The organism is Microbacterium esteraromaticum, assembly GCF_900163815.1.
Classification (GTDB): domain Bacteria; phylum Actinomycetota; class Actinomycetes; order Actinomycetales; family Microbacteriaceae; genus Microbacterium; species Microbacterium esteraromaticum_B.
Window position 1 is genome coordinate 35,810 of record NZ_FUKO01000033.1, and the last position, 26,271, is coordinate 62,080.

Below are 26,271 nucleotides of genomic sequence, written 5' to 3' on the forward strand. Positions count from 1 at the left end.
CTCTGCACAGCGGCACGGCGGGATGAGTTCTGCACAGTCGCCGTGATCTTCGCTCAGACCGGGGTTCGCGCTTGCCTAGCGTGGCGGAGTGCCCCGTTCGGAATCTGCAGGTGAGGACCCTCAGCGGCGTCCGAGCCTGAAGCTGGGCATCGGCGCCGCGGTGACCCTGGGGCTCGTGGTGCTGTCTGCCGCGGTGGGGTGGGGCATCCTGCGCGGCCAGGCGCCGCCGATCGACAGCATCCCGATCGATGACGGCACCGGCGAGGTCAGCGTCTCCGAGACCGCAGGGCTGTACGTGCACGTCCTCGGCGAAGTGACCCATCCCGGCCTGTACATCCTCGATCCCGACGCGCGACTGGTCGACGCGCTGGCGGCCGCGGGCGGCACGCTCGACACCGCTGAGCTGCGGGCGGTGAACCTGGCGCGACCGCTGAGCGATGGTGAGCAGATCATCGTGCCCGCGCAGGGAACAGAGCCCGAAGGGGGCGATGGCACCGGTGGTGCAGTGGGGGCGGATGGAAAGATCGATCTCAATTCCGCAGATCAGACGGCGCTGGAGACGCTGCCGCGCATCGGTCCTGCGCTGGCGCAGCGCATTCTCGACTGGCGTGAGGAGAACGGCCGGTTCCGGTCCGTGGACGACCTGCTGGCCGTGCCGGGCATCGGTGAGAAGCTGCTTGCCGGCATCCGCGAGAAAGTGCGGGTATGAAAGACCTGCGCACGAGCCTGCTCGCGCTGGTGCTGTGGGCGGTGGCGCTCGCGGTCATCTTTCTTCCCGAGATCGCACTGGCGGCTGCGTGCGCGTGCGCGAGTCTTGCGGCCGTGGCGGCCGTGGCGCTGATGACAATGCGCCGTCGGACCCGCGGCGCCGGACTGATCGTGCTCACGCTGCTGTGCTGCGCCGCGATCGGTGCGACCGTCGCCGCAGCGCAGCCACAGCGCGATGTGCTCGCCGACTCCGATGGTCGGGCGGTCGAGATGATCGTGGAGGTCGCATCATCCGCATCCGTCGGGTCTGACGGCCGCCTCTGGTTCGATGCGCAGACCCTCCGGGTGGGGCCACCGGGCCAGCTGTCTGCGGTCTCCGCACCCGTGCGAGTCGGCATCGAGCCGATCGATGGCGCGGACCTCGGTGCGCGCGTGCGGGTGGCAGGACAGGCGAAGAGCGTGGATGCCGGTGAGCGTGCCGCCCTGGTCGTGTTCGGCACTCAGGCAGAGATCGTGGCACCCGCCTCCGGCATCTTCGCGATCGCCGCCACTACTCGCGCCGATTTCATCACTCGCGCCACGCGACTGCCCGAGCCGGGTGCGGGGCTGCTTCCCGGTCTCGCGGTGGGGGACACCCGTGCGGTCTCCGCAGAGCTGAACGCGGCGATGCTCGCCTCCGGACTCAGCCACCTCACTGCGGTCTCCGGGCCCAACTGTCGGTAAGGGGGTGAGAGAAAGCCTAGTGATTTCAAGGGGTCCCGCCGAACACACTGACCGGGTATGTGGCCGGCATGGATACCACGAACCCAGAAAGCGGATCTTCGACAGAACTGAGGGGAGCACATCTGATGGGGTTCACCCAGGAGCAGATCGCAGCGATCCAAGCATGCGCAAAGCAGTCCGCAGACGAGGCCCCACCGGTCGGAGAGGTGACTTCCAACCGCCTGCTCAAGATGCTGTCCACTGGCGATGCGAGCGAGGAGAAACCACGTCGGATGGATGCCGCAGGGTGAGACCGGGTATGTGGTGACCAACAGAGAGTCGCCCCCGGGCTGTGGATGTCGCCCGAGGGCGACTCGCCAGTTCGGGCGGGACCGGGTATGTGGTGGGCATGTCGACGACCGATGACCGATTCGAGCTGACCGTGGCGGAGTGCGCTCGGTACGTCGCGCGGCACGGCAAGATGCCGACACGGCACACGCCGGACGCGGGCGACCGCTCCCTCGGACTCTTCCTCCAGCGCATCCGCCAGGCCGACCGCGGTACGACGAAGGACATCATCTTGAGTCCTGACCGCATCGCCGTGCTCGACGAGGTGCTTCCGGGGTGGCGTGGCCGCGGCGCGCGACGCGACGTCGACGAGCAGATTCGCGAGATCGCCGCGTTCGTCAAGAGGCACAAGCAGTACCCGCACAACCGCGCTGTGATAGACGAGGCCGAACCCCGGCTCTATCGAATCCTCAACCATCTCCGCCGCGCAGCCGACGGCAAAGGGAACGTCGCCCTCACCCCCGAGCGCTGCGAGCTCCTCGACAAGCTGCTCCCCGACTGGAACCGGAAGGCCGATGTCTGAGATCACCTCGCCTATCACCGACGCGCTACGGCTCCCAGCCCCGGACCGAACGGGTCTCGGGAGAGCGCTGGCTGCTGAACGACAAGCACAGGGCATCACCCAGCGTCAGATGGAAGCTGCGACGACCGTCCCGCAGGGACGAATCAGCCGCATCGAGCGCGGAACAGCCCACGCGGCGTTGTGGGAGATCGCCGCGATCGGCGCCGTCCTCGGACTCGACGCCGAAATCGTCATCACCCGGCGGGCGGGTGAAGACCGGTGACTCCGGATCGCATGTGTCTACCGACCCAGGTGACTCTCGTGGTGTGAACACCCTCTCATCATCCAACAAGCCCGTGGCGAAGGCTCTGGATCTGGCTTGTATGACCCCGCCGATAGGATGATCACGATGCGACGCCCTGCCTCAGGGGAGAGGCAAAATGCCCGCAGGGAAGCGCTGTTTCTCATCGACTCAGCACGCGCGTGAGAGTAGGACATTCCATATGGCGAGACTCAGCCTCAAAGCCGTCGAGGAGCGCGTCGCGCCCCTGGCTGCGCGTGAGAGCTATGACCGAGAGTTCATCTTCGATCTGCTGATCGCCTTCGGGAAACCGCAGGGGAACGTCACCCGCCTGCGGAACGGTTCCCTGAACGTCGCCGTAGACACGACGACTGAGGTCGCGCAAAAGAACGTCGTGTACTTCAAGGAGACGGCCAACGATCCGCTGGAGGTCATCGAGGAGCTCAAGACAACGCCGGCCGTCGTCCGCTTCAGCACGCGCTTCGTCATCGTCACGGACTATGTCGACCTCATTGCGCACGACACGAAGACGAATGAGACGATCGGCTTCCCAATCCAGGAGATCGATCAGCACTTCACCTTCTTTCTCCCATGGGCCGGTATGGAGAAGGCGCAGTACGTCGCAGAGTCGCATGCGGACGTCAAAGCTGCCGAGCGCATGGGCAAACTCTTCGACGAGCTGCTGCACGCCAACCCAGGGATCTTCGAGGATGAGCGCGGTCGACACTCGCTGAATATCTTCTTCACGCGCCTGCTGTTCTGCTTCTTCGCCGAGGACACGGGCATCTTCGGGGACAACCAGTTCACGAACGCGATCGGTTCGCAGACACAGCCGGACGGCTCGGACTTGGCGGAGTTCCTCACGGATCTGTTCAAGGCGTTGGACACCGAGTATCCAGCCGACAAGCCGAAGCACCTCGCGGAATTCCCATACGTCAATGGTCGGCTGTTCACGGTCACCGACGAGCAGACCGTGCCTCGCTTCACGAAGCAGGCGCGCGAGGAACTCATCTCCTCGGGGAAGCTCATCTGGCGCGACATCAACCCTGACATCTTCGGTTCGATGTTTCAGGCGATCGTCACGCCGGGCAAGCGCAGTGATCTGGGGCAGCACTACACGTCCGTGCCGAATATCCTGAAGACGATCGAGCCGCTGTTCCTCGACGATCTGAAAGAGGAGATCAACGAGTCGCAGGACAGCGAGCGCCGCATGGTCCGTCTGCTGGACCGGATCGCGGCAATCAAGGTGTTCGACCCCGCCTGTGGATCGGGCAACTTCCTCGTCATCGCGTATAAGGAGCTGCGCAAGCTCGAGCACGCGATTCTCGAGCGGCTGGCCGAGCTGAGCCCGTCACACCAGATGCTCTGGGCGGACTCGAGGATCAACATCGAGAACTTTTACGGGATCGAGATCGACGACTTCGCGGTCGAGGTCGCGATCCTCTCTCTCTGGATCGCGAAGCACCAGATGAACAGAGAGTTCCGCGAGAAGTTCCGTGTCGAGATCCCGCTGATCCCGCTGAAGGAGACAGGTCAGATCAAAGCTGGCAACGCGACTCGGGTGGACTGGAACACAGTCTGCCCGAATGACAATCATGCAGAGATCTATCTCATCGGAAACCCGCCATACAAGGGTGCAAACGATCAGACAGATGACATGAAGCGGGATTTCCCATTCGTCTTTGAGAATCAAGGTTTCCCAAAGAGTCTCGACTACATCGCCCTCTGGTTCAAAAAAGGCGCAGACTATATTCGGGATTCCTCCGCAAAGCTGGCGTTTGTTTCCACCAACTCCATCACGCAGGGGCAGCAAGTGGAACTACTGTCGCCGTATATTTTGAATGAGCCGCTTGAGATCGGATATGCGTACACATCCTTCAAATGGCAAAACAATGCGAAACACAATGCAGGTGTGACCGTAGTCGTTGTGAGTTTGAGAAACAGGAGCGCCGATCCCAAGTACCTCTTTACTGGCGGTCTTCGCCTCAATGCAGACAACATCAATGGGTACCTCGCGGACGGTTCCGTGAACTATGTTTCTGCCAGGCGCAGTGCTCTAGCGATCGGTCTCGCACCCATGGCCAAGGGTTCACAGCCCACAGATGGTGGAAACCTGGTGCTAGATTCCGCTGCCCGTGCGGAACTGCTCGCCACCGATCCGCGCGCAACGCCGCTAATCAAGGAGTTCCTAGGTGCGGATGAGTTTATCGATGGCAAGGAAAGATATTGCTTGTGGATAGCTGACGAGCAACTTGAACTCGCGAACTCCATTCCTCAGGTGCGTTCACGGCTGGCGCAGACAGCCATTATGCGTAGAGCAAGCAAGAAGGAAGCAACGCGAAAGTTCGCTGAAACCCCGCACCGCTTTACTGAAATTCGATACAAGCCGACCAACTCCATAATCGTTCCAAGTCATTCTTCTTCACGCCGATCACATATTCCCATCGGGTACCTTGGCCCAGATGCGGTGATTTCTAATGCGGCCTTCGCTGTGTATGACGCGGATCCTTGGCTCTTCGCCCTTATTTCCTCGAGATCGCACACTATCTGGGCGGCGGCCGTTGGGGGGCAGATAAAGACTGACTACCGCTACTCCAACACGATCGTCTACAACAATTTCCCCGTTCCACTTCTGTCTGATGCTGTGAAGGAGAAGCTCACGGTTGCAGCGCTGCGAGTCCTCGACGTGCGCGAATACCACTGCGAGCAGACGCTGGCAGAGCTCTACGACCCGGACAAGATGCCGCAGGATCTGCGTGACGCGCACGCGGAGATTGACGCGCTGGTCGACTCGATCTACTCGAAGAAGCCTTATGAGACCGATGAGCAGCGTCTCTCCGACCTGTTCGCCATGTACGAGCGCATGACTGCCGAGGAAGCCGCGAAGGCCCCGGCGAAGAAGACCCGGAGGACTGCGAAGTGAATGCGATCAACAAGCCCGTGAACATCGTCAATGTCACGTACGCGCAGACGAAGGCCTCGGTGAACACCGACGCCCTGGGCATGCGTGAGATGCAGCAGCGGGTGTTCGAGCAGCGCGACGCGCAGCACCTGCTGGTGAAGGCCCCGCCGGCGTCGGGCAAGTCCCGCGCCCTGATGTTCGTGGCGCTGGACAAGCTCTACAACCAGGGCCGCAAGAAGGTCATCGTCGCCGTGCCGGAGCGCTCGATCGGGGCTTCGTTCGCCTCGACCAACCTCACGAAGCACGGCTTCTGGGCGGACTGGGAGATCAAGGACGAGCACAACCTGTGCGACGCAGGCTCCTCTGCCGGCAAGGTCGACGCGTTCATCAAGTTCCTCGAGGGGCCCGACGCGGTGCTGGTGTGCACGCACGCGACGCTGCGCTTCGCGTTCGAGAAGCTGGCTCCTGAGTCGTTCAACGGCACGGTGCTGGCGATCGACGAGTTCCACCACGTCTCAGCCGACACGGAGTCGTCGCGCCTGGGCGCTTTGCTGCGCGACGTGATGAACGGATCGGACGTGCACATCGTGGCCATGACGGGGTCGTACTTCCGTGGGGACTCGGTGCCCGTGCTGTCGCCTGAGGATGAGGCGAAGTTCACACCGGTGACATTCAACTACTACGACCAGCTCAACGGCTACGAGCACCTGCGCTCCCTGGGCATCGGGCACCACTTCTACCAGGGCCGGTACACCGACGCGATCCACGAGGTGCTCGACCTCGACAAGAAGACGATCGTGCACATCCCGAGCGTGAACTCCGGCGAGTCCACGAAGGACAAGATCGAGGAGGTCGGCCGGATCATCGACGCGATCGGGCATGTCGAGTCGACCGATCCCGACACCGGGATCATCAGCGTGCGTCGCGAGGACACCGGCGAGATCGTGAGGGTCGCGGACCTCGTCGACGATACCGACCAGAAGAAGCGTGGAGACACGCTGCACTACCTGTCCCACACGGCGTCGAAGGAGCGCGATGGCGTCGACATCATCGTCGCCCTCGGCATGGCGAAGGAGGGCTTCGACTGGCCCTTCGCGGAGCACGCGCTGACCGTCGGCTACCGGTCATCTCTCACCGAGGTGATCCAGATCATCGGGCGCGTGACCCGTGACAGCCCCGGCAAAACGCACGCGCAGTTCACGAACCTCATCGCCGAGCCGGATGCTTCGCAGGGCGAGGTCAAGGTGTCGGTGAACAACATGCTGAAGGCGATCACGGCCTCGCTGCTCATGGAGCAGGTGCTTGCGCCGAACTTCAACTTCAAGACGAAGAAGTTCGACGATGACGAGCCGGCGAAGAAGGGCGAGCTCAAGATCAAGGGCTTCAAGGAGCCGTCCAGCGACCGTGTGAAGCAGATCGTCGCGACGGACCTGAACGATCTGAAGGCGACGATCCTGCAGGACGACACCTTCGCCCGGGCCGCCGCGGGCTCCGTCGACGCAGAGACGACCAACAAGGTCCTGATCCCGAAGATCATCCGGGAGAAGTACCCCGATCTCACCGAGGAACAGGTCGAAGAGGTCCGCCAGCAGGTCGTGGTGGACTCGGTGATCAAGAACAGCGAGGTTCGTCCAGCCGGTGACCGACGCCTGATCAAGATGGCCGAGAAGTTCGTGAACATTGACGAGTTGAACATCAATCTCATCGACTCGGTGAATCCGTTCCAGCGGGCGTTCGAGGTGCTGTCGAAGTCGGTCACGCCCTCGGTGCTACGCCTGATCCAGGACACGATCACGTCGACGAAGATCGAGTTCTCCGAGGAGGAAGCGCTGGCCCTGTTCCCGAAGATCAAGACCTGGAAGCAAGTCCACGGCAAGAACCCGGACATCCGGTCCGAGGATCCCGCGGAGAAGCGGCTGGCCGCGGCACTGCTGTTCTTGCAGAAGCTCGCGGCGCAGCGCAAGGCGGAGAAGGCCGCGACGGAAACGGTTGTCGAATGAGCGAAAACGAAACCGTCGAGCCTGAGGCGCCGCTGAGCCTCGACGACATCCTCGATGACGAGCTGCTGATCGCGCCTGAGAAGGCGAAGAAGATCACGTCGTCGGACCGCCTCGAGCGCGCGTTCCTGGAGATCGTCGAGTTCCGGCGTACCGAGGGGCGGCTACCCAGTTCGCAGACGCGCGAGATCGCCGAACGCAAGCTCGGCGCGCGGCTGGACGGGTTCCTGGCCGACGAGGCGAAAGCCGAGGCAGTGAAGCACCTCGATGAGTTCGGCCTGCTCGCCCCCCCCGAAGCGCCGGCGTCGATTGACGACCTGCTGGAGGGCGACGACCTCGAAGACCTGCTTGACGATGACTCCGGGATCCTCGATGTGTCCGACCTGCCGGTGATCAAGCGCCCGGAGTCGGCCGACTCGATCGCTCAGCGGGTGAAGGCGAACGACTTCGAGCAGTTCGAGCCGCTGTTCAAGGCCAAGCACGCCGAGCTGCAGAATGGCACCTACTCGTTGAAGCCGTTTACGGGCATGGATCTGATCCGTGAGGGGGTGTTCTTCGTGCTCAACGGCGTCATGTGCTTCGTCGCCGAGGTCGGAGACGACGTCGACCTCGTCGTGGGCGGCAAGCGCACGCAGAAGCAGCGTTTGCGCGTGGTGTTCGAGAACGGCACCGAGTCGGGCATGTACAAGCAGAGCCTGATGACACGTATGTACGAGGCCCAGGGGCAGGTGCTGGCGCGTACGGGGCACGATGCGAGCGACATCCTGGACGCGGACATCGAGAGCGGTCACATCTACGTACTGCAGTCCATGAGCGCGGACCCACTGATCGCGAACATCAAGGACCTGCATAAGATCGGCTTCTCGACGACAAGTGTCGAGCAGCGGGTCAAGGGAGCGTCGACGTCTCCGACGTACCTGATGGCTCCGGTGAAGATCGTCGCTGACTACCGTGTCTATAACGTCAAGGCGTCGGCACTGGAGAACTTGTTGCACCGGGTATTCGCCGACGTCCGACTCGACCTGACCCAGGTCGACCGAAATGGTCGCGACTATGACCCGTCGGAGTGGTTCGTCGTACCTCGCGACGTCATCAATCAGGCAGTCGCCATGATCATGTCCGGAGAGATCACCGAATATGTGTACGACCAGACGACACAGCGGCTCGTGCGGGCTCAGCCCTGAGAGAGCCGCCGTTCAACTCGGGTGTTGACCGCCTGGTCGGGAGGCCGACGGTTACGTGCCTCGCGTGCCTCGCGTGCCTCACGTGCGAGAGCCTCACGAGCCTCCGGAGTTGGCTGAAGCTTCGCGCGCGTCAGAATGGTCTCCCAGTCGCCGTCGTAGTCGGAGACCCGGTTCTCCTTCACCGTGCCGGAGGCGATGAGCACCCGGCTGCCGGCGTCCGGGGACCAGTACACGCCTTCGGAAACGTCTTCGCCGGTCTGGATCCAGTCGCCGATACCGCTGCTCGACCGCCAGTACAGGACATGGCCGTCGTCATCGATCATCTTCACATGCAGTGGCGCGCCGTACCCGTAGTCCTGTCCTAGCCGGGCGGAGAGGATCGTCGCCGTGACATCCATCCCCTTCAGCTTCGTGCCCGCGGGGGCGAGGAACTCCTGCTTCTTCATGGCCGCCTCCCGGGCCTTGAGCTCCTCACGTGCGGCACGTTCGCGCTCACGCTGCTCGTGGTGCCGGAACGACGAGACGGCCGACGCGACCAGCGGGACGTGCTTGGTGGCGACCCACCTCTCACCGCCGACCTCTTCCGTCGGCGCGAGGGCCGCTTGCAGGTTCCGCTCGTATTCGGATTCGCCCGCGAGCCCGTCGACCCAGGCGAAAAGTCTCCGGAGCTCGTCAGCTTCCGCGGCGGATGCCTCCAGGTGCCCGCTGCCAGCTCCGAGCTCGATCGAGTCGAGCACTTTGTCCGCCGTGGGGGTGTCGTAGATGGTTGCGCGGCTGCGTGAGAGGAAGACCCCGCCGTCTTGCTCGATCTGCCACATGGTGAGCAGCATGACGTTGTCGCCCAGGGTGATCCTGGTGTCCTGCCCGAAGAGAGCGCCGAGGTCATCGTCGTCGACGTCGAACTCGGATGCATCGAAGTCCTCGTCGAGGGCCCACAGCCCGGCGGGTTTCACGCCGAGGAACAGCTCCAGGCAGTTGGAGCCGATCTGCTTGGTCTCGCCGGTGCTCGGGGATGTGACCATGTATACCTTCGCGCGGGCGCGGTTGTGCCCGCAGTAGTCGCACCGCATGGTCTCGTCGGCGACATGTGGGTCGGCGTCGCCGGCGAAGTGGGAGATCACCTTCCCGTTCGCGGCTTTCTCGTGCATGGAGTCGAAGCGCCAGTCGCCGAGGCTGATCCTTGGGGTGTTGATTGTGACGTCGTTCGTCTCGTGGCTTGCTCCTGTGCGCTCGTCGTGCACGATCCGCGGTCGCGCGTCGTACGCGAATCGCTCTTCGATGCCGGCCTTCGCGAGACGACGGTTCAGCTTGTCGAGCTTCGCCTGAAGGGCAACCAGCCGCGACGTCGGGATCCGGTACACGATTGGCTCGTACATCGCGGCGGATGGCTCGTCTGCCAGCGCCGATTCTGCTTCCGAGCGCAGGTGGCCGTCGAACCGGCCCTGATGGTCGTGAAGATTCCCCACCTGATCGATCGTCGCCATGATCATCCTTCCGCCTGAGGCCGGGAGTTCAGCGCGGAGCGTGCCGCCATGCCGATGTGGTTGAGATCATCGACGAGCAGCTCCAGCACGTCGCGCGGGGTGTTCGGATTCGATGCCACCCCGGCTCGAACGGCGTGGAACTCGTCCGCTGCCAGTGACCGCAGCAGCTCGGGCGAAGCCGCGGGGTTCTTCGCCGCGGTCGAACGTACGAAGTCGTCAGGGTCGCGCCCGAGCTCGGGGAGCACCGCTCCCGCCGCACGGTTCCTGGCCAGTGCACGACGCACCCGTTGTGATGAGTCCGAAGCAAGCTGCGGCAGTTCCTTCTCCGTCAGGGCAGCATTCCCAGCAGCATGCTCCCGAACCCAGTCGTCGGCATCGTTCACGGCTGCCGACCGGATGTCCGCTGGCGTGGAGGCGTTGCCCGCCACGATCGCGCGCATCTGATTCCCGGTGGAGGTGTCCTGGAAGAGCCGATGCAGCGTCTCAGCGGGAGTCGACGGGTTCTTCGCTACCTGAGCCATGACCATCCCGTGTCCACGGGAGAGCTTGTCGAGCAGCTCCGGACGGGTCTTCAAGTTGCCTGCCACCGCTGCCCGGACGTCGGGGTCGTTGTCACCGGAGAGCCGCTCGAGCATGGCGGGCGAAGCGTTCGCATTCCGAGCGGCCGCGGAGCGAACCGAGCCCTCCTTGTCCAGAGCGAGGGGAGCGAGAACGTGTGCGTCAGCGGCGGGATGGCAGGCGACCTGATAGCGGACGGGCTTGTGCTCGCTGGCACTGAGATGATCGAGCGCCGGCCGGTCTAGGTTCGGGTGACGGACGATCAGCTCCTGGGTCTTCTCGTCGCGGGCGTGCTCTGCGAGGTAGGTGAGCGTAGCGGCCGTTGTGTGCGGGTTTGCGGCGACCGCACGGCGGATGCCGGGGACCTCTGAGCCGGCGAGCTCGTCGAGGACGGCGGGGCGATCTGTGGCCTTCGCTGTCTCCTTATCGTTGAGGACGCGAAGTGCGATCCGGGGATCGTCGATGGCGTCGGCGTGGCTGGCGAGTGGCAGGTAGGCGACCATCGGCACCCCTTCGTCGTCGTTGATGACCACGGCGCCGGTCGACTCATCGAGAGACGCTGTCATGCCCTCCCAGCGCAGGTGGCTGCCGCGATCATCCGTGTCGGAGATGTGGACCATCTGATGAGGGGACTGCTTGGCGATCGTGCGCAGGATTGGGTCTCCGCCGTCGGTGAGCTTCCCTCGCTGGACGTAGAGGACCTGGACGCGCTGGCCTTCGGAGAGCAGTCGTCGCGCTTCCGCCGCGCTGATCTTCTCCAACGTCTCGCCGATGGGCGGAGCGGCGGGTGCGGTCAGCGCCCCTTCCTGTTCGGTACGGATGTGACCGTCGAACCGGCCGAGTGTGTCGTGGATGTTCCCGAGAGCGTCAGTGGTCGCCATGGGAGAAGTACGCCCGGCGGGGCTGTCGGGATGGCGGGTCAGCCGTCGGCCGGCTCGGCGAGAGCCTGCACGTGCACGGAGTAGTCGGCGGCGATGACGGCGAGCATGTCGCAGAACGAGTCGAGCAGCGCGTCGACGTCGGCGTCATCGTGGGCGGCCTCGTCTGCGAGGATCGTCAGGGTGTCCACGGCGTCGAGTCCTGTCTCCGGGTCCGCGGGAACGCTCTTGAGCATGACGGCGGCGACCTGCGACATCACCTCGAGCAGACGCCGTTTCAGGGCGTCGTCGGTGTCCGGCTGCAACAGCATCGTCTCGATCGTCTCGATGATGCTCGTGGCGGTCATCGCCCACTGCGCGGGGACGAGGTCGTCGGCGAGTTGAAGCGCGATCCGCAGCGACCACTGCGGGTCATCGCGGTTCAGGGTGAGGGCGGTCAGGTCGATGCTGTCGAGTACGGGGTCCGCCGCCCCGGCGATCCACGCGGCGATGCGTGCCCGGTCGACGGGGGAGTCCTTGTCGAGGCCGTGGTAGGCGAGCACATCCAGCCATGTGCCGGAGTCGGGGTCGTAGACGCCGTTCGCGGTGAGCTCCAGTCCGACGCGAATCGCCCAGACGTCGTCGGACTCCAGCTCAGGCTCGGAGCTGTCGTCGAACTGGTACCGGATCCGGAACGCGAGGTGCTCCGGAAGCCACATCATCGGATGCCACAGGAACTCGGGCTTGACGGACGCGAAGCGCTCCCGCCACGCCTGCGACTTCACAGACACCGGCAGCGGGGACTTCACCACCGGGGAAGCCAGCAGCAGGTCAGGGTCGAGGGCCGAGGCCTCGGCGAACGCGTCGAAGCGTTCGAGGAAGGTGATCGGGTCCTCGTTCAGGAGCAGACGGTCCTCCGGACCGGTCAGGAAGGGGATCCGGGAGACGGTGCCGGGGTTCACGTGCGGGTCCTTTCGTGCCGGCGCACTGGCTCCTCGGGATCGGTCCCGGCGAAGCGTCTGCGTCTGGGCGGTGCTCATACCGTCCACCCCTGCGAACACCTCACCCTGGCGGGCTCCTGATCACCGCATCGACGACGACTCAGTCCGTCCCGGTCGCGGCGGTGATCGACTCGAACATCCCCGGCTTGACGATCTGCCCCCTGCCGATGATCAAGGAGCGGTCCTGGTCGGCGCCGACCACGAGCCCTCGCAGCGTCTCATCACCGGTGGTGGTCATCTTGGTCCCCGTGGCCCACTCGAGGAAGTGCTTGATGGCCGTCCAGGTGTTCGACGGGCCATGTCCGCCGTACCCGTGGGTGAATCCTCCCGGGTGCGGGGCGCCGAACGGCATGATGTGCATCTTGCCGTCGACGCTGAGCAGGATCGGGCCCTCCTGCGTGTTCGGTTCGACGATGATCTCGTCGAACGCCTTGAGGTGTTCGAGGTCGCGGCCGGCGAGACGAGCGATCGGGACGACGACCGTACCGCGGGTGAATCGCTTGTCCTCGTAGCCGATGATCTCCTGGACGAGGACGTGGTTGTCGTCACCGTCGACGAGGATCGACGGCCGCTTCCCTCCCCGTTCGGAGGAGTACAGGTCGTGCTGCTTCGATTCGAGCAGACGGTAGTCCGGAGATGTGCGGCTGCGCGCCTCCTCGAGCGAGTCGAGGTAGGTGTTCCACGATGCTGCATATGCCCTCCGCTCGAAGGTGCGCAACTCATAGAACTTCGGCCACTCCGCATCGTCGCCGAAGGTCGCTGCACTCAGCTCTTGGATCGACCTGTGGACGACGGCGCCGACGCCGCATTCGAGGGCGTAGACGAGCGAAGGTGTCGGCGTTGCACCGAACGGGCCGTAGACCTCGTAGATGAGGTTACCGAGGGTGTCGGCAGCGTTCTGCCGGACGGTACGGGAAACGTTGAGGTCGCCGTCGATCAGGGCATCCTCCAGCACCGGGCGCAGGAGCGACATGTCAGGGTACTCGACACCCACGATCGGCGCGACGTGATCGCGGGCATCCTCCTGCCGGACGAGGTACGACTGGTACGCGGCTCCGGAGGTCTCCCACTTGATCTCCTTGTTGAGACGCGAGATGGCCAGACGGAGTGCATCGGATCGCGCGCTCCAAGCGCGCCCGTTAGCTGCTTCGTCACGGGAGGCCAGCTGTGCGAGCAGGGAAGCGGCCATCGCCCGGTTGTAGTAGTTGTCGACGTCGAGGGTCACCGTGGTGCGCGTACGTCCGGCGCGCTGCCACGCATCGACAGCCTCAGCGGAGGCGATCTCCAGGATCGGGACGGGAGCGCCAAGCTTGGCATGAAGGGTACCCCAGGTGATGGGTTCCTGCTTGCCGTCCTCCTCATACCCGCGGCGGAAAGCCGACGGGGAATGCCAGGTGTCCCCACCGTGGTGGATGGGCTCCGTAACGACCACGACCTCGCTTGCCTGCATCTCCTCCAGCCGCACCCAGGCGACGTCGTACTCGTCGACGCCCAGCTGGTCTGCGGCGGCGTGAATGTAGGGAAGGAGATCTGTGCCGTGGATGCTGTAGAGGGGGCCGCGGTCACCGAGGCCGTTCACGTACGGGCTCTCGTTGACGATCGTGCTCCGCAGCAGGGTGATGAGGCCGACGAGCCCGGCATCGACCTTGACCAGCTGCACGAACGCCCGCTGCCCACCGTCTTTGACCTGGATCAGCGCATCATCCACACGTGTGAACGGGGCGGCCTGTGGAGGGTACCCGTAGATGCTGCGGGATGTCTTCCTGCCCTGTCGGGTGGCGGCGACCTCCTCGACGTAGGTCGCCGGCCAGCCCCGCTCGGTGCCATCTGCGTCCTCGACCGGAGGGATGAGAGCTCCGCTGTTTGCCATCTGTGAGACACGAGCGGGCGTGAGATCCAGCGCTTTCGCGACCTTCTTGCGGGAGAACAGACCCATGAGACTTACCTTCCGTATCGATCAGGCTTTCGAATGCGTTGGTTTGGGAACTAACGAATTGGAAAGCATTGTCAATCGTGGATGGAAAGCGATTCGGCGACCAGGCTCGGCCAGAGAGTTCGCCTGGACGGCGTGATCCCTTGCGGCTGTAGGCATCAGGTTGGGTGCGATCAGACCCTGGTCAGAAGCCGTCTGTCCGGGTCCTGCCCTAGTCTCCGCTGGTCAGGAAGGGGGACGAACAGAGAGAGAAGAGAGTTAACGACTCGTCTAGAGAGCTACTACTTCATCCCGCACCGTTCTCGCTGCGGATTCCCTCTATGTGTTGCCGGGGTGTTCTGTATGTGTCTCCTCCGCCGATGTCTGACCGTCTGACCAGGGCCGTCGATCCCAGTCGGGAGTAATACGAAACCCGGTCTGGGCCTCTCTGGTCGGCTCTGACCGGACAGTGGCATCCGGCCACCGGCCATCCACAGCCGGGCGCTCCGCCTCCATGGGGAACAGGGATCGTCACGGCAACCACCACGATCTGCGAGGACGATTCGAGGAACGCTCGCGCACCGACGCGGAGGAGAGCCTCCGAGCGGAGTCCGTGGACGCTGAGCGGATCGGGAGGTTCCTCGCCCGGGATCACCGCACCATGCCGCGGCCCAGGACCACACCACTCGAGATCGGCGAACTATCCCAGCCCGGGATCACAGTCCTGCAACCAGATCCGAAGCCAGCGCGGCGAGGACTCCGCTCCGCCCGACGTGTCGCTCGCGTCGCATGTCGCAGCCTGCGAGGGCTGCGGCGTCTGCTGAGGCGCCTCGGATGACCTGAAGGCCACTTTCCAGCCACTGCCGGGCGTGCGCCGTTCATGAGCATCGACGCACACGGCAACATCCACAACACTGCAGGACGGTTCGACGGGCACATCCGCACCGAGCCCGAGGGGGCGCTCGCCCTCACCATCGAAGAGATCGACCAGGCCGCCGAGGAGCGCGCCGAGCGTGCAGCACATCGGGAGCGCTGGGAACACGTGGTCGACGTCCTCGGGAAGACCTCCGGAGCAATCACCCGCGAATGGCGGATCGACCCGACGAACGCCGAGGACATCGCACAGGACACGATCAAGAAGATGCTGGAGTCCCAGCGCGACATCGACGACCAGCTCGCGCAGAAGGACTCGTACTTCAAGCAGGCCGCACGGAACCGGGCGACGAAGTTCAGCGCCGCCTACCAGAACGGCCGCCGCAGCGAGGACATCGCAGCGGCCCGCCAGCTCGCCGCTGCCGAAGCCGAGTTCGAAGCCGCCAACGGCCGGCGGATGACCAAGAACGAGCGCGACGAAGAGGCTCACCGCATCCTGATGTCTTTCAAGCCGGGGCAGCGCCCGAAGGACGACTTCCATCGCTCGCGGTCGACCCTCAGCCTCGACGCTCCCGTGAACGCGGACGGCTCGACGACCCTGGGTGACCTCATCGAGGCACCAGACGGGGAGCCTCGTCACGATGCCGTCGACGACTTCGCTGCCCGCATCGGTCACGAGATCGATAACGGGATGACCACGAAGGCGAACGCTCGCCGGCAGTCCTGGCGGCTCGTCTCGATCCGCGACGGAGCACCGCAGGTCCAGGAAGGCGTCCTCACCACCGGGCAGGCACGCAAGTTCAAGCAGACCGTCGCGAACGCTCCCGGCGGTGTCCTCGGGCTCCTCGACCGCTGGGAGTCCGGAGAGGCCACCACCGACGAGGAGCGCGCTCTCTTCGCCCCGTTCGGGGACGACATCGACATGCGCGGCTACGAGAAGGTCGCCTCCACCCTCCGACGCCACCCTGCCCTCGCCGACCGCCTGCACGCCGAAGCCGTCGCCGTCGCCGCGAGCTGACCGTCTGCACGCCGAAGCCGTCGCCGTCGCCGCGAGCTGAAATCGCATCGACCCCACATCCCTGTTCGCAGGGGTGGACGGATAGAGAGCTCGAACTAGGAGGACCTCATGAACTTGCTGTCCGGATGGGCGACGCTGTGGGGGCAGGTGCCAGCAGGCTGGCGGATCCTGCTCGCCGCCGGTGGCGTCCTGATCATCATCGTCTCCATCGCTGTCTGGCTGTACAAGAAGCGCAAGGGCAACGGGGCTCCCGGCGGGTTCCCCACTGTCCTCGTCGTCCTCGGCGGGCTGATGGCCGGCCCAGAGCTGATCGTCCCGGTGATCCTGCTGGTCGCCACGGCGCTTCTCACCGTGCTGTCTGCGATCGTCACCTGGGCTGCCGGCTTCCTCGGCGGATAGCGGGGGCCGCCGATGTCTGTGCCGTACGTCTACGACCTCACTCACCTCACCGGACGACGCAAGAACGACGAGCGCCGCTGGGTGGTCATGACGTTCGAAGTGCGCAGGCGGACCGCTGTCGTCATCGGCATGTCGCTGGTCCTCTCGGCGTTCCCCACCCTCCTGCTCCTGCCGTTCCTCGGCCCGTTCGCGCTGATCACACCGGTCATCGCCGTAACCGTCGGCCTCGCGCTCTGGGAGGGGCGACAGCGCCGGGGCATGAAGCTGCGGAACTGGCAGGCGATCCTCGATAAGCGCAACGCCAGCAACGGCACCCTCTTCGCCGCAGGCGAGGTCATGGGTGATCCGGTGCTCGTCATGCATCAACCGACGGTCATCCCGCTCGAGGCGCCGATCGACATCAACGCCCCCGACGCCGCTCGACCCCGATACCGCACGTGACCTGGAGGACCCGCATGACCGCGCCGAAGACGTCCCGCACAGGGCTCCGCCGCGCCTTCGGCGCCATGATCCTCGCCATCGCGGCTGTGCTGCCGTTGACCGGAAGCGCCCTCCCGGCATCCACAGCGACTGCCTCCGTTGCGTCGAGCCCCGAGTCGACGCGCATCGTCCCGGCCGCACCTGAACTCAATGACCCCGATGTCGAAGAGTGGAAGAGGGAGTACGGCCTCGAGAACTCCTGGGCGTATCCATTCGCCACGTTCGACGACAACGCGTATCGGATCTTCCCTCGGTGGAGCGACGGCGCAAGCGGCTTCTACACGAAGTTCGACGGCTTCTCCATCCCGAACGCCGTCGACTCCGCATCACGGAATCTCGTCGAATCCCCGTACCTCAGCACCGGGCACTCGATCTGGGGCTTCACGGGAATGCTGACCAGGAACGCCGTGAGCTTCGACGCGATCTCCTCGTTCGGCGGGTACATGGACATCGCCGGCGGCACGTTCGTCAACACCCTGTTCCGCATGGACGGCAACCCCACCTCGAACCCGGCCGTCCTGATCATCATCGTGTTGGTGCTCGTCCTCATCGTCGTGACGATTGTCCGCTCCATCGGCAGGGGAGCGGGCTTGATCTTCCGACGCGTGGGGTCGATCTTCATCATCCTCGGCATCCTGTTCGGAATGACGCTCAACGCTGCAGGCACGGTCGTCGACCAGAAGACGGGCTCCTACCGACCATCGCCGCTCACCCCGGGCTGGGTTGTGAAGACGATGAACGACACCATCTCGTACCTGTCCGACTCCGTCGCGACTGCCCTCGTCACCGGCATCGAAGGTATCGGCGGGCAACTGCAGCCAAACGATCGTGACACCCAGGGGCTGTTCGACTGCCGCGGCATCAACGACTCTCTCTGGTCTCGCCTCGAGACGATGGCAACATGGAACGCCAGGCTGGACGGAGCTCAAGCGAAGACCATCGCCCGGGTCATGGACGCCATGTGGGCCACCACCGGCCTGGAGACCTGGAAGCGATCGCAGCTCGGGCACAACAACCCCTACGCCGACGCGACCTACTGCCACCTTCTCGACATCCGCTCGACGAAAGCGACGCCTTGGGGAGCCTTCTACGCTCTTCGCACGCAGGTCACGATGAAAACTGGTGGCTCCAGCTATCTGACCTACGCTGGAAACTTCGCCGAACGATCCAGCGACGTCTCAATCGCCGCACCGTTCAACCCTTCATCGGACAACGACACCGCTGCCTCGATGGTTGCCTGGGCAGCATGTAAGGCCACGGCCGTTAACGGTTCCGACGTGACATGGGCGCTCCGGGACGGATGGGAGGGCTACGAGCACGACAACATGAAGCTCACCGCTGAGAACGCACAGGAGAAGTGCAACAACTGGTGGACCTGGCAGAAGGGTGGCAGCAGCGGCAACCTGGAAGACATCTTCGACGTCTCCGGGGACAGCGGCTGGATCAGCGATGCGGCATCCAAGACACAGAACCCGGCGGCCGTCTCCGACTACCTCCGCGCGTTGACCGGCGTCGGGGCGGCAGGCAACGTCGGCGGAGCCCAAGCGTACGTCGCCGGATCGATCTTCGGTCTCGCCTCGTTCGGGTACGTCGACCTGATCTCGTTCCTCGCGAACCTGGCTCTCGCCGGATTCATTTTCCTCCTCTGGTTCGTGCTGATCTCGGCGCTGATGTCCGAGTCCCCGTTCAAAGAGCGGATCGGTAAGGCTCTGAACCAGGTTCTCGGCCTTGCGATCTTCGCGTCGATGATCACGGTCATCATCGGGCTCGTCGTCACCGTGACTCGCCTGCTGATCCTCATCGGCGACACGATGTTCGGCCGCGGCTCGTTCTTCCAGATGATCTGGACCGGAATCGCGCCGGTGATCGCCCTGGTCGGCGTGCACTTCTTCTTCAAGAAGGTGCTGAAACTCCCCTCGCCGGTCTCCGTCGGCGGTGCGACCGCATGGGGCAAGGCGGGCGCAAGCGGCGCGATCGGGGCTGGCGCGATGGCGGGAATCGGCTCCGGCCTCGGCTCGTTCGCCGGCGTGCGATCGGCGATGAACAGCTTCCGGCGCGGAGCCAACATGGTCCGAAACGCCACGGGACGCGGACGAGGCGGCACAGGTGGGACCGGACGCCGCAGCGCCATGGACGCACGTTCCGCCGGCATGACCGACAAGCAGAAGTTGGCAGCTGACAAGGCCAAGGCAACACAGCAGCAGCGTGAGCGCGTGAAGGCGAGCCAGGAGGAGCTCCGCGCTGCGAGGGACTGGAAGCGTGAGGCTACGGGCGCGACTGCCGCCGGTGACACCGCTGCCTACCGTGAGCGGCTCGCCCGAAAGGACTCTCGGAAGGGGCTCCGCGAGCTGCGCACCGACTTCCGCCAGCAGATCAAGCAGGCCCGTAAGAACGGCGACGAGGAGCTCGCCGGGAAGCTGCGCGAGAAGCAGCTGAATACCGAGGGGCTCTACGCGTACCGCGAGCAGATGCGACGCCAGAACGTTTCCAGTGGCGCCCGAGCCTTCGCTGCGGTTCGCGACCTTCCCGCGGCCGCCGCGAACCGTGCAGCGCTCGGAGTCCGCTCGGCTGCTGCGACCGCGTGGAACACGCCGGTCGCAGGGATCTCCGGCGCCGTCGCCGCAGGCGCGATCCGTTCCGAGGCCAAGGTCTTCGCGCAGTCCCGCGGCGTTCAGGCAGCAGCCCGTGGCGCGCAGTTCGTCGCACGCGGCTCTCGCTCAGCACACCAGCTGCTCACGCAGCGGACACAGAACAACCGCCTGGTCGCCGAGTACCGCGCCGCACAGGCGGGGGCGGCAGAGCAGGCAGCCGCGGCACGCACGGCTGCAGCAGAGGAAGCTCAGCGTGCAAGGCAGGAAGCCGCCATGGCTGCTCAGCAGGAGCGCATGGGCGCGGCGTTCGCGTCCGGCATGCGCGGCGCGTCTGGGTACTCGAACCGGATGAAGAAGTAGGAGGGCTAGCATGAGCACTGCAATCGAGGCCAGCCGTCACCCGGCGGGTGCGCCACAGGGTCGCGGCGGCGAGTTCTCTCCCCGCCGACTGACGGATCCGGAGGGGAATTTGGTCGAGGAGACGACTGGGAGCTTTCTATACCCGCCGGACAGCTTTGCCTCCTACGAGGAATACATCGAGTTCTGGGAATCGGCGCCCATCTCCGACCGAGTGCTCTCGAACGCGTCGCATGCGTATCGGTCGTGGCTTCAGAGCGCCGAGGATGCCTACGTGCGCGCGAACTGGCACCGCTTCGACGAGGACAACCAGAAGACGGAGAAGATGCTCCAGCGCAAACTGGGGGCCAACGCTCAGGAGCTCAATGTCGTGTCACGCCAGAAATTGATCGACGAGTTTCGGCAGAAGTACCCTGCTGAGGTCTCGCCGCGGCACATGCGTCAGGTGCTTCGTGCTCACTCCATTGCCAGCTACGGTGGTTCGATCGAGGATCCCGCTGGCCAGCAGCGCGTCTTGCAGTACACGGTGCAGATGGACGGCCGCACGATGTCCCTCGACGACATCGTCGAACGCTACAACCCGATCGAGTGGGCCGACCGTGCGCTCACTGAGGCGGATCTGCCCGTGGTTGACAGCCTTCGGTACCTCGCGCAGGCCAACGATCAGCGGGACGGCTACGAAACAGGAGAGCCCCTCGTTTCGCCGTACTGAGGCCGGTCCGCAACGATTTGTTGCAGACCGGGTATAGGGTCTCATCGAGTAAGACGCCACATACTCGGCGTCTTGATCCTGAGGAGGCCCCACCATGACGACGACAACGGCTCGCGGTATTGCCGTCGTTGCTGCCGTTATCAGCATCGGGGGGCTCGCCACGGCGTGTGCGCCCGCGCCCCCATCCACACCTGCCGACGTCGCCGCAGAGCTGGCGGAGGCCTTCATCGCTGCTGATGTGGATCGAGCGAACCAGTTGTTGTGCGAGGGAGCCTGGGCGAAGAACGATCCTGACAGCTACGAGCTGGGCATCGCCGCGCCAGACCGCTGGGACTTTTCCGGACTCGAGTACTCCATCCGCGACGAATCTGAGGATGGCAAGGTCCTCGGAAGCCTCGGAGAAGACGTCGAATTCGACGTCACGACCACGAAGGACAAGGACACCGTCTGTGTCTCGTCGCTGAGCATCAATGGCGCCAACGGCTACGTCAAGGGTTAACGACGGCGCCGGCCGCTCGCAGGGCTGCTCGGGCTTGGGCGCGTGATCCGTCGACGATGAGATCCCGATCGATGCCTGGCGAGGCCTTGTCGTATACCTCCCACGCTTGGGGATTCAGCGCGCGTGCCGCAGCGTCGATCCGGTCGTCGTCGGACGGCCGGCCCTGTGGCGCGCCATGCGCCGGGCATCCCGGCGCACCTGGGCGATCGCCGCAATAGCCGCACAAGGGGAGTGGTCCGTCGAACGGCTCGCACTCGTCGGAGTTGCCGAGATGCGGGATCGCGGCCCGGATGACTCGTTCCGCCTCCCGGTAGTTGCGGACCGCTTCCGCGTCGCTCTTGGCGCCCTTCTTCACGGCCGCGAGCGTTGCGAGACGGATGTGCTCCTCGGACGGTTCGCTCTGCGGCTCTGCATGTGCGGATGCTCGACCTGCACGCCATCCCTGCCGGTAGGACTCGGAGTGGGCGTCGGACAGACCCGCGTCCTTCTCGTCGGCGCTCGGATCTGGTATCTCGGAGCGGTGGGCGGCGACGGCCGCCAGGTGCTCGCGGATCAAGCGTGCGCAGTAGCGGTCGCCGTTGTCGGCCGAGCCTTCCAGAGCGGTCGCGGCGTAGCTGAGGTTACTCAGCCACTGCGCGGTCTCGATCGACGCTGTCTGAAGGCCTTGGGGCTGCGCTCCGTTGGCCGATTGGTTGATGCGATCGTCGGTCATGCTGTTCACATACCCTGCCTCAACGCTCATCCGCGGATCTGGTTTGCCGGTCGGTGCGTATCCACGGCGAGTGCTCAACCCGCCGGTCGCGCATGTGCTCTGAGATGTCGGTGGCGCCGAGCGCTTCCACGGCGTCGCGCTTCTTCCTCCGCTCGCTGGGGTAGGGGAAGAACTCGTGATGCCACGAGCCGTTCGCGTCACGCCACTCGAGCCCGAACTGGACGACGATGATCGACTCTCCGGGCTTCAGCCTGGTCACTGGCTCTCTCCGCTCGCTCTGGCGAGGTATGCACGTGCGGCTTCGCCGTGTAGCGGGTGGTCCCGGTGCTCGCGAGCCCATTCCATGTAGTCGTCGCGTGAGATGCCCTCGTCGTACCAGTCCTCCATCCATGTGAAGACGAGCGCGGCGATGGCGCGGCAGCTGTCGCACTGGATCCAGTCGTAGACCCGGCCGTCGTACACGTACGTCTGCCGGGAGTAGCTCTCGCCGGCGCTGATCGCCGTGGCCTCGCAGGTGTCGCAGTGATGGGCCTTGCGGGCGACGATGGTCTTCTCACGGAGCAGGACTGGCATCGGGGTCTCCTTCCTCCGGGTTGGACGCGCGTTCGACGCTGTCGTATCCGAAGTTGTTCAGGATCGCTCGGCATCCGCCGATCGCCGCTGCGCGTGCGATGGACTCGGGAACACCCGCCTCGCCCTCGACCTGCGCGTCGTGAGTCGTCTCGAAGGTGTCGATGTCGATCAGCGATGTGATGGTGGTGACTACCTGCATCTTCATCGTTCGTTCCTTTCCTCTTGACCTGCGCACGAAGGGCACAGGTCCTGTTCGCCGTCGTGAGCCCAGCCGTCGTCGAGGACGCCGTCGATCTCGTTGGCGCCGGCGTCGTAGCTCGTGCTGGTCTCTGCGGACGTACCGCATTCGTCGCACGTGATGCTCACAGTCATCGTCATCGACTGCCCCCGTTCGGCAGGCTGGTGATCGCCGCCAGTGCCTCGCGCATGCGGTGCCGCTGAGCTTCAACCGCTGCATCAGGACCGCTCGCCGCCCAGGTGCATCGGCCGCAACGGTAGGTGTAGCCTCCGTCGCGCATCGAGTAGCCGGTGACGTGCTCGGCGTGGACGGCCGCCGCAGCAATCACGTCCGCTTCGGTGAACTGCGCAGCACCCACTGCCGACCTCGAGTCGAACTGGCTAGCAGCCTTCTCAGCAGCCTCATGCTCGGCAAGGACTGCCCGTCCCTTGTCCGTCAGCCCGCCGCGGTACCGCTTGCTCTTGGCGAAGGGGTCAACCGCTTCGAACCAGACGAGACCGCGGCGTGCGAAGGCGTGGAGAGTGCGCCCGTCGACGCCGTTGAACTCGCTCTGTCCATCGTCGGAGAACACCTCCAGCGCGATGATGTTCTCGCGGACGTAGCGGTCAAGCATCGCGACTCCCTGGCTGATTGTCCGCGCCCTTTCGGCTCACGGGGAACCTACGCGCATAGGCGGTTCGTGCGGCATCGAGGCGGCCGATGGCGAACCCGAAGGCGTGCGTTGCCTCCACGAGCTCTGCCCATTCGGCAGAAGCGTGCGGGTCCGGGTCGGTCCGGTCAGCCCGGGAGAGCTCATCAGCGATGCGGTCGGCGGCGTCGGGTGAGATCGCGACGCGATGCCCGTGAGCTCGGGCTTCGGCAGCCAGCTCCCGGAGATCGGTGAGGTCCTGCAGGCTCATCGCTGCTGCCCGTCCTGAGCCTCGCCGAGGCGCGAGCGCTCCGGATACAGCTCATCGCACTGGAGGCGCACGCCCGTCGGCGGGACGCCCTGGCGGTACCGTCCCAGCGTCCAGCCGCCCTGCTTCTCACGGCGAGCTCGTTCGCCGTTGCACGCACGCTCGGAACCGATCGCGAGCTTCAGCGGGTACGGGAAGCCGTCCTTACCTCGATATGCCGGGTGGAAGCCCCAGAGCGCCCAGCGCACCGATGTCCTAGGCATCGGAGGGCACTCGCTTCACGATCTCGTAGCCCTCGGCGTGCAGGCCCGTGAGCCATTGCCGGTCCGGGATACCGCCGGTGACACCCGGGTAGGGGCGGGTCCGGTACTGGGAGCGCCAGTCGGCACGGTCGACGGCCTCGATCTGCTGTTCGAAGGTCAGAGCGCCGGCCGGGATGTCGGCGGTGTGAGCTTGATCCCATGCGACGGGGTTGCCCTCGGAGTTCACGCAGGTGTCGCACACCTCGATCTCGCCGTCAACGATCATCATCCGGTGCGGCTGCTCGACCTCCTCCGGATGGCGCGCAGCCATCTCGCTGTCGATCCGCACCGCGGTGAGGTGGTCGAAGTCCTGGACGAATCCGATGATCTCGCGGGTCCGCTCAGCTCGAGCGTGAGCGATGATCTGCGCGCGGGCAGCGTCGAGGTCATTCGTGCTGGAAGCAAGCTGATCGGTCATGCCAGCCACATACCCGGCGGTTGACCAACCTGGGCAGATAACTACTAAGTCTTGCCTTAGAGTTATAGGGCTGATACCTTGCTCTCAAGGATTCAATCTATCGGGAGGGTGCACATGTCCATCAACTTCAAGCTCGATGACCGCCGCGACGTCGACTCAGCTGACGATCCATGGGGGCGAACCTGGATCGGCTGGGCAGAGAACCTCAGCGACGAGGAAGTGTACGAGCAGAACCGCGGCGTCTGGCTGCTCGGGAGGCGTTCGAGGAACGAGCGTCTGGCGACGTTCTCGAACCAGGGCCGCGTCAAGGTCGTCGTCGCGATCGAAGACTTCGAAGACGTGCCGGGCGGCAAGCAGGCCATCATCGGTCGGGTGCTGTCGGCGGGAGACCCCGACTACGACGCTCTCATCGGAACCGCCGTCGACGCTTTCCGGAACCCCGTCACCTACCAAGAGCAGGGTGACCGCGTGTGCGCTTGCGGCTGCGGAGCCAGCGTCGCCGGGACCGTCACCTTCCTTCCCGGCCACGATCAGCGGGCCGTGCACGACAGGATCAGCAAGCAGTGGGGGAGCACGCTGGCGTTCGTGCGGTGGTTCGACGACACCTACGGGCGGCCGTAGGCTCTGGCTCATTCCGACCAGTACTCGGCGCAACTATCGTGGCTGACGAACTGCATCCCGCCGTAGACGTGCATGAGCACGAGGTCTTCCCAGGTTCGTGGGCCACCAGACTCGAACGGCGCGCTGATCTGGACGACGGATTCAGAGTCGCACATGGTCCCGATCATGTGGCCGGGTACAAGAGGATGGAGGCGAGTGATCGGTTCGTTGTCGCAGAATCCACAGGTCTCGGGGACGGCGAACGGCAGCATGTTGATGCTGCTCGAGTGCGGGTACTCGTCGTTCGTCCACGCATCGAGTGCATCAAGGTGCGAACCGACGTGCCGGTCAACGCTGCTCCAGCTGACGAAGCTCGCAAGATCCGGTGTCACGAACTCCCAATAGCTCACGGGCCCGAGAGGTGAGGTGGTCTCACGGAGAGCGATCCCAAGGCGTGGATCAAGCCTCCCCGTAATGCTCGCCATCTCGGCATAGACAGCTCTACGATCGCCGCTCAGCTGCGAGAAAGCCGCCTCGAGACTGATCGTCGGCAGCGCGCGGGTGACAAGCGCACCGTCCGCCCTCACGAATCGGAACATGTCGCCGTTCACACCGTCCGTGAGATCGCCGCGGTCCAGGCCTGGAGCCGCTGCGGCATCCGCCGGGGTCGGGAACCTCTGGAACCACGATCTCGACCAGCCGTTCGGCACACGCGGGGCGTCGTTCCAGCGCACCGGATCTCCCCACAGCCCTCCGAGGACGGGATCGATGTGGCGCTGGGACCCGTTGCCGTGCGGATTGCTGTGCCATAGCACCGGCCCTCCGGGTACATCCGGTGCGAAGAATCCACCGACGATGACGTCGCCATCCTCGCCTGCGGCGGCCTTTGCTTCCTTCAGAGTCAGGAAGCTGGGGCCGTCGGAGATAGTGGAGTAGTCGTGCTGCTCCCAGCTCAGGATCCTGTACTCGGTGCGCCCTCCTGACGATGGCGGAGAGGGCAAGCCGAGTGCTCTGAGCGCCTCGGTGTACTTCACACCGTGGTCGCGCATGTACGCGCGGATCAAGGGTTTGCGGTTCGTGCTGACCATGGCAGATGCTCCGGAAGACATGCGGCTCCACCCGTGCTCGCCGCTGGTCCGTCAGGGCA

Annotated in this window: 28 protein-coding genes; 15 read left to right on the plus strand and 13 right to left on the minus strand. The window is 64.8% G+C overall.

Features of this window, described 5'->3' with window-relative positions; genetic code table 11:
- Window positions 1-88 precede the first annotated feature (88 nt).
- The 8 genes from FM104_RS12385 (at window position 89) to FM104_RS12415 (ending at window position 8,644) form a co-directional block, all read left to right on the plus strand.
- Window positions 89-709 carry a ComEA family DNA-binding protein gene (locus tag FM104_RS12385; RefSeq protein WP_256971651.1) on the plus strand — a complete coding sequence of 207 codons (621 nt, stop codon included), beginning with the start codon at window positions 89-91 and terminating at the stop codon, window positions 707-709.
- A complete protein-coding gene (locus tag FM104_RS12390; RefSeq protein ID WP_087132559.1) occupies window positions 706-1,431 on the plus strand; it encodes a DUF4131 domain-containing protein in 726 nt (241 codons plus the stop codon). The genes FM104_RS12385 and FM104_RS12390 overlap by 4 nt, the downstream gene beginning before the upstream one ends.
- Before the next feature lie 125 nt (window positions 1,432-1,556).
- Entirely contained in the window at window positions 1,557-1,721 is a 165-nt protein-coding gene (locus FM104_RS16540; RefSeq protein ID WP_179206785.1) for a hypothetical protein, read from the plus strand.
- A 98-nt stretch (window positions 1,722-1,819) separates the two neighbouring features.
- Window positions 1,820-2,281 carry a helicase associated domain-containing protein gene (locus tag FM104_RS12395; protein WP_143738375.1) on the plus strand — a complete coding sequence of 154 codons (462 nt, stop codon included), beginning with the start codon at window positions 1,820-1,822 and terminating at the stop codon, window positions 2,279-2,281.
- On the plus strand, window positions 2,274-2,543 hold the full coding sequence (locus FM104_RS12400; RefSeq protein ID WP_087132561.1) for a helix-turn-helix domain-containing protein: 270 nt from the start codon (window positions 2,274-2,276) through the stop codon (window positions 2,541-2,543). Before FM104_RS12395 ends, FM104_RS12400 begins: the two co-directional genes overlap by 8 nt.
- A 220-nt stretch (window positions 2,544-2,763) precedes the next feature.
- On the plus strand, window positions 2,764-5,484 hold the full coding sequence (locus FM104_RS12405; RefSeq protein ID WP_087132562.1) for a DNA methyltransferase: 2,721 nt from the start codon (window positions 2,764-2,766) through the stop codon (window positions 5,482-5,484).
- Entirely contained in the window at window positions 5,481-7,463 is a 1,983-nt protein-coding gene (locus FM104_RS12410) for a DEAD/DEAH box helicase (RefSeq protein ID WP_087132563.1), read from the plus strand. The genes FM104_RS12405 and FM104_RS12410 overlap by 4 nt, the downstream gene beginning before the upstream one ends.
- Entirely contained in the window at window positions 7,460-8,644 is a 1,185-nt protein-coding gene (locus FM104_RS12415; RefSeq protein WP_087132564.1) for a GIY-YIG nuclease family protein, read from the plus strand. The genes FM104_RS12410 and FM104_RS12415 overlap by 4 nt, the downstream gene beginning before the upstream one ends.
- Here FM104_RS12415 and FM104_RS12420 read toward each other — a convergent pair.
- The 4 genes from FM104_RS12420 to FM104_RS12435 form a co-directional block, all read right to left on the minus strand.
- Complete coding sequence (locus FM104_RS12420; protein ID WP_087132565.1) at window positions 8,635-10,128, minus strand: hypothetical protein; 1,494 nt, start codon at window positions 10,126-10,128, stop codon at window positions 8,635-8,637. The two genes, FM104_RS12415 and FM104_RS12420, sit on opposite strands and share 10 nt — an antisense overlap.
- 2 nt (window positions 10,129-10,130) lie before the next feature.
- Window positions 10,131-11,567: a hypothetical protein gene (locus FM104_RS12425; RefSeq protein WP_087132566.1), complete on the minus strand. Its 1,437-nt coding sequence runs from the start codon at window positions 11,565-11,567 to the stop codon at window positions 10,131-10,133.
- Between the two features lie 38 nt (window positions 11,568-11,605).
- Window positions 11,606-12,505, minus strand: a complete 900-nt coding sequence (locus FM104_RS12430; RefSeq protein WP_143738377.1) for a hypothetical protein — start codon at window positions 12,503-12,505, stop codon at window positions 11,606-11,608.
- 139 nt (window positions 12,506-12,644) lie between these two features.
- Window positions 12,645-14,480 carry a hypothetical protein gene (locus FM104_RS12435; protein WP_087132568.1) on the minus strand — a complete coding sequence of 612 codons (1,836 nt, stop codon included), beginning with the start codon at window positions 14,478-14,480 and terminating at the stop codon, window positions 12,645-12,647.
- A gap of 856 nt (window positions 14,481-15,336) precedes the next feature.
- On the opposite strand from FM104_RS12435, the gene FM104_RS12440 reads away from it, so the two are divergent.
- From FM104_RS12440 to FM104_RS12465, 6 genes are all read left to right on the plus strand, one after another.
- Window positions 15,337-16,347, plus strand: a complete 1,011-nt coding sequence (locus tag FM104_RS12440; RefSeq protein WP_087132569.1) for a hypothetical protein — start codon at window positions 15,337-15,339, stop codon at window positions 16,345-16,347.
- Window positions 16,348-16,455: 108 nt separating this feature from the next.
- Window positions 16,456-16,746, plus strand: a complete 291-nt coding sequence (locus FM104_RS12445; protein ID WP_021200978.1) for a hypothetical protein — start codon at window positions 16,456-16,458, stop codon at window positions 16,744-16,746.
- Window positions 16,747-16,758: 12 nt separating this feature from the next.
- Window positions 16,759-17,187, plus strand: a complete 429-nt coding sequence (locus tag FM104_RS12450; protein ID WP_087132570.1) for a hypothetical protein — start codon at window positions 16,759-16,761, stop codon at window positions 17,185-17,187.
- Between the two features lie 14 nt (window positions 17,188-17,201).
- Window positions 17,202-20,177 (plus strand): hypothetical protein, encoded by a 2,976-nt coding sequence (locus tag FM104_RS12455; protein WP_087132571.1) that lies wholly within the window; start codon window positions 17,202-17,204, stop codon window positions 20,175-20,177.
- 10 nt (window positions 20,178-20,187) lie between these two features.
- Entirely contained in the window at window positions 20,188-20,886 is a 699-nt protein-coding gene (locus FM104_RS12460; RefSeq protein ID WP_087132572.1) for a hypothetical protein, read from the plus strand.
- 94 nt (window positions 20,887-20,980) lie between these two features.
- Window positions 20,981-21,385 (plus strand): hypothetical protein, encoded by a 405-nt coding sequence (locus tag FM104_RS12465; protein WP_087132573.1) that lies wholly within the window; start codon window positions 20,981-20,983, stop codon window positions 21,383-21,385.
- Here the strand turns inward: FM104_RS12465 and FM104_RS12470 are convergent.
- The 8 genes from FM104_RS12470 to FM104_RS12505 form a co-directional block, all read right to left on the minus strand.
- Complete coding sequence (locus FM104_RS12470; protein ID WP_143738379.1) at window positions 21,375-22,097, minus strand: hypothetical protein; 723 nt, start codon at window positions 22,095-22,097, stop codon at window positions 21,375-21,377. The genes FM104_RS12465 and FM104_RS12470 overlap by 11 nt on opposite strands.
- Window positions 22,098-22,116: 19 nt before the next feature.
- Entirely contained in the window at window positions 22,117-22,356 is a 240-nt protein-coding gene (locus FM104_RS12475) for a hypothetical protein (protein WP_087132575.1), read from the minus strand.
- Window positions 22,353-22,670 (minus strand): hypothetical protein, encoded by a 318-nt coding sequence (locus FM104_RS12480; RefSeq protein ID WP_087132576.1) that lies wholly within the window; start codon window positions 22,668-22,670, stop codon window positions 22,353-22,355. The genes FM104_RS12475 and FM104_RS12480 overlap by 4 nt, the downstream gene beginning before the upstream one ends.
- Window positions 22,651-22,875, minus strand: a complete 225-nt coding sequence (locus FM104_RS12485; protein WP_087132577.1) for a hypothetical protein — start codon at window positions 22,873-22,875, stop codon at window positions 22,651-22,653. Before FM104_RS12485 ends, FM104_RS12480 begins: the two co-directional genes overlap by 20 nt.
- 169 nt (window positions 22,876-23,044) lie before the next feature.
- A complete protein-coding gene (locus FM104_RS12490; protein ID WP_087132578.1) occupies window positions 23,045-23,521 on the minus strand; it encodes a hypothetical protein in 477 nt (158 codons plus the stop codon).
- Window positions 23,514-23,807, minus strand: coding sequence for a hypothetical protein (locus FM104_RS12495; protein WP_087132579.1), 294 nt, complete (start codon window positions 23,805-23,807; stop codon window positions 23,514-23,516). The genes FM104_RS12490 and FM104_RS12495 overlap by 8 nt, the downstream gene beginning before the upstream one ends.
- Window positions 23,804-24,067 carry a hypothetical protein gene (locus tag FM104_RS12500; RefSeq protein WP_143738381.1) on the minus strand — a complete coding sequence of 88 codons (264 nt, stop codon included), beginning with the start codon at window positions 24,065-24,067 and terminating at the stop codon, window positions 23,804-23,806. The genes FM104_RS12495 and FM104_RS12500 overlap by 4 nt, the downstream gene beginning before the upstream one ends.
- Window positions 24,060-24,524, minus strand: a complete 465-nt coding sequence (locus tag FM104_RS12505) for a hypothetical protein (RefSeq protein WP_087132581.1) — start codon at window positions 24,522-24,524, stop codon at window positions 24,060-24,062. Before FM104_RS12505 ends, FM104_RS12500 begins: the two co-directional genes overlap by 8 nt.
- 114 nt (window positions 24,525-24,638) lie before the next feature.
- On the opposite strand from FM104_RS12505, the gene FM104_RS12510 reads away from it, so the two are divergent.
- A complete protein-coding gene (locus FM104_RS12510; RefSeq protein ID WP_087132582.1) occupies window positions 24,639-25,145 on the plus strand; it encodes a hypothetical protein in 507 nt (168 codons plus the stop codon).
- A gap of 8 nt (window positions 25,146-25,153) precedes the next feature.
- Here FM104_RS12510 and FM104_RS12515 read toward each other — a convergent pair whose 3' ends face one another.
- Window positions 25,154-26,212: a hypothetical protein gene (locus FM104_RS12515; protein ID WP_087132583.1), complete on the minus strand. Its 1,059-nt coding sequence runs from the start codon at window positions 26,210-26,212 to the stop codon at window positions 25,154-25,156.
- Window positions 26,213-26,271 lie beyond the last annotated feature (59 nt).

Excerpts from the sequence above, each read along its gene's own strand:
- FM104_RS12390 (WP_087132559.1), top strand. The coding sequence starts at position 706 with ATGAAAGACCTGCGCACGAGCCTGCTCGCGCTGGTGCTGTGGGCGGTG.
- FM104_RS16540 (WP_179206785.1), top strand. The coding sequence starts at position 1,557 with ATGGGGTTCACCCAGGAGCAGATCGCAGCGATCCAAGCATGCGCAAAG.
- FM104_RS12395 (WP_143738375.1), top strand. The coding sequence starts at position 1,820 with ATGTCGACGACCGATGACCGATTCGAGCTGACCGTGGCGGAGTGCGCT.
- FM104_RS12400 (WP_087132561.1), top strand. The coding sequence starts at position 2,274 with ATGTCTGAGATCACCTCGCCTATCACCGACGCGCTACGGCTCCCAGCC.
- FM104_RS12405 (WP_087132562.1), top strand. The coding sequence starts at position 2,764 with ATGGCGAGACTCAGCCTCAAAGCCGTCGAGGAGCGCGTCGCGCCCCTG.
- FM104_RS12415 (WP_087132564.1), top strand. The coding sequence starts at position 7,460 with ATGAGCGAAAACGAAACCGTCGAGCCTGAGGCGCCGCTGAGCCTCGAC.
- FM104_RS12420 (WP_087132565.1), bottom strand. The coding sequence starts at position 10,128 with ATGGCGACGATCGATCAGGTGGGGAATCTTCACGACCATCAGGGCCGG.
- FM104_RS12425 (WP_087132566.1), bottom strand. The coding sequence starts at position 11,567 with ATGGCGACCACTGACGCTCTCGGGAACATCCACGACACACTCGGCCGG.
- FM104_RS12435 (WP_087132568.1), bottom strand. The coding sequence starts at position 14,480 with ATGGGTCTGTTCTCCCGCAAGAAGGTCGCGAAAGCGCTGGATCTCACG.
- FM104_RS12440 (WP_087132569.1), top strand. The coding sequence starts at position 15,337 with ATGAGCATCGACGCACACGGCAACATCCACAACACTGCAGGACGGTTC.
- FM104_RS12445 (WP_021200978.1), top strand. The coding sequence starts at position 16,456 with ATGAACTTGCTGTCCGGATGGGCGACGCTGTGGGGGCAGGTGCCAGCA.
- FM104_RS12450 (WP_087132570.1), top strand. The coding sequence starts at position 16,759 with ATGTCTGTGCCGTACGTCTACGACCTCACTCACCTCACCGGACGACGC.
- FM104_RS12455 (WP_087132571.1), top strand. The coding sequence starts at position 17,202 with ATGACCGCGCCGAAGACGTCCCGCACAGGGCTCCGCCGCGCCTTCGGC.
- FM104_RS12460 (WP_087132572.1), top strand. The coding sequence starts at position 20,188 with ATGAGCACTGCAATCGAGGCCAGCCGTCACCCGGCGGGTGCGCCACAG.
- FM104_RS12465 (WP_087132573.1), top strand. The coding sequence starts at position 20,981 with ATGACGACGACAACGGCTCGCGGTATTGCCGTCGTTGCTGCCGTTATC.
- FM104_RS12470 (WP_143738379.1), bottom strand. The coding sequence starts at position 22,097 with ATGACCGACGATCGCATCAACCAATCGGCCAACGGAGCGCAGCCCCAA.
- FM104_RS12480 (WP_087132576.1), bottom strand. The coding sequence starts at position 22,670 with ATGCCAGTCCTGCTCCGTGAGAAGACCATCGTCGCCCGCAAGGCCCAT.
- FM104_RS12485 (WP_087132577.1), bottom strand. The coding sequence starts at position 22,875 with ATGAAGATGCAGGTAGTCACCACCATCACATCGCTGATCGACATCGAC.
- FM104_RS12490 (WP_087132578.1), bottom strand. The coding sequence starts at position 23,521 with ATGCTTGACCGCTACGTCCGCGAGAACATCATCGCGCTGGAGGTGTTC.
- FM104_RS12495 (WP_087132579.1), bottom strand. The coding sequence starts at position 23,807 with ATGAGCCTGCAGGACCTCACCGATCTCCGGGAGCTGGCTGCCGAAGCC.
- FM104_RS12500 (WP_143738381.1), bottom strand. The coding sequence starts at position 24,067 with ATGCCTAGGACATCGGTGCGCTGGGCGCTCTGGGGCTTCCACCCGGCA.
- FM104_RS12505 (WP_087132581.1), bottom strand. The coding sequence starts at position 24,524 with ATGACCGATCAGCTTGCTTCCAGCACGAATGACCTCGACGCTGCCCGC.
- FM104_RS12510 (WP_087132582.1), top strand. The coding sequence starts at position 24,639 with ATGTCCATCAACTTCAAGCTCGATGACCGCCGCGACGTCGACTCAGCT.
- FM104_RS12515 (WP_087132583.1), bottom strand. The coding sequence starts at position 26,212 with ATGGTCAGCACGAACCGCAAACCCTTGATCCGCGCGTACATGCGCGAC.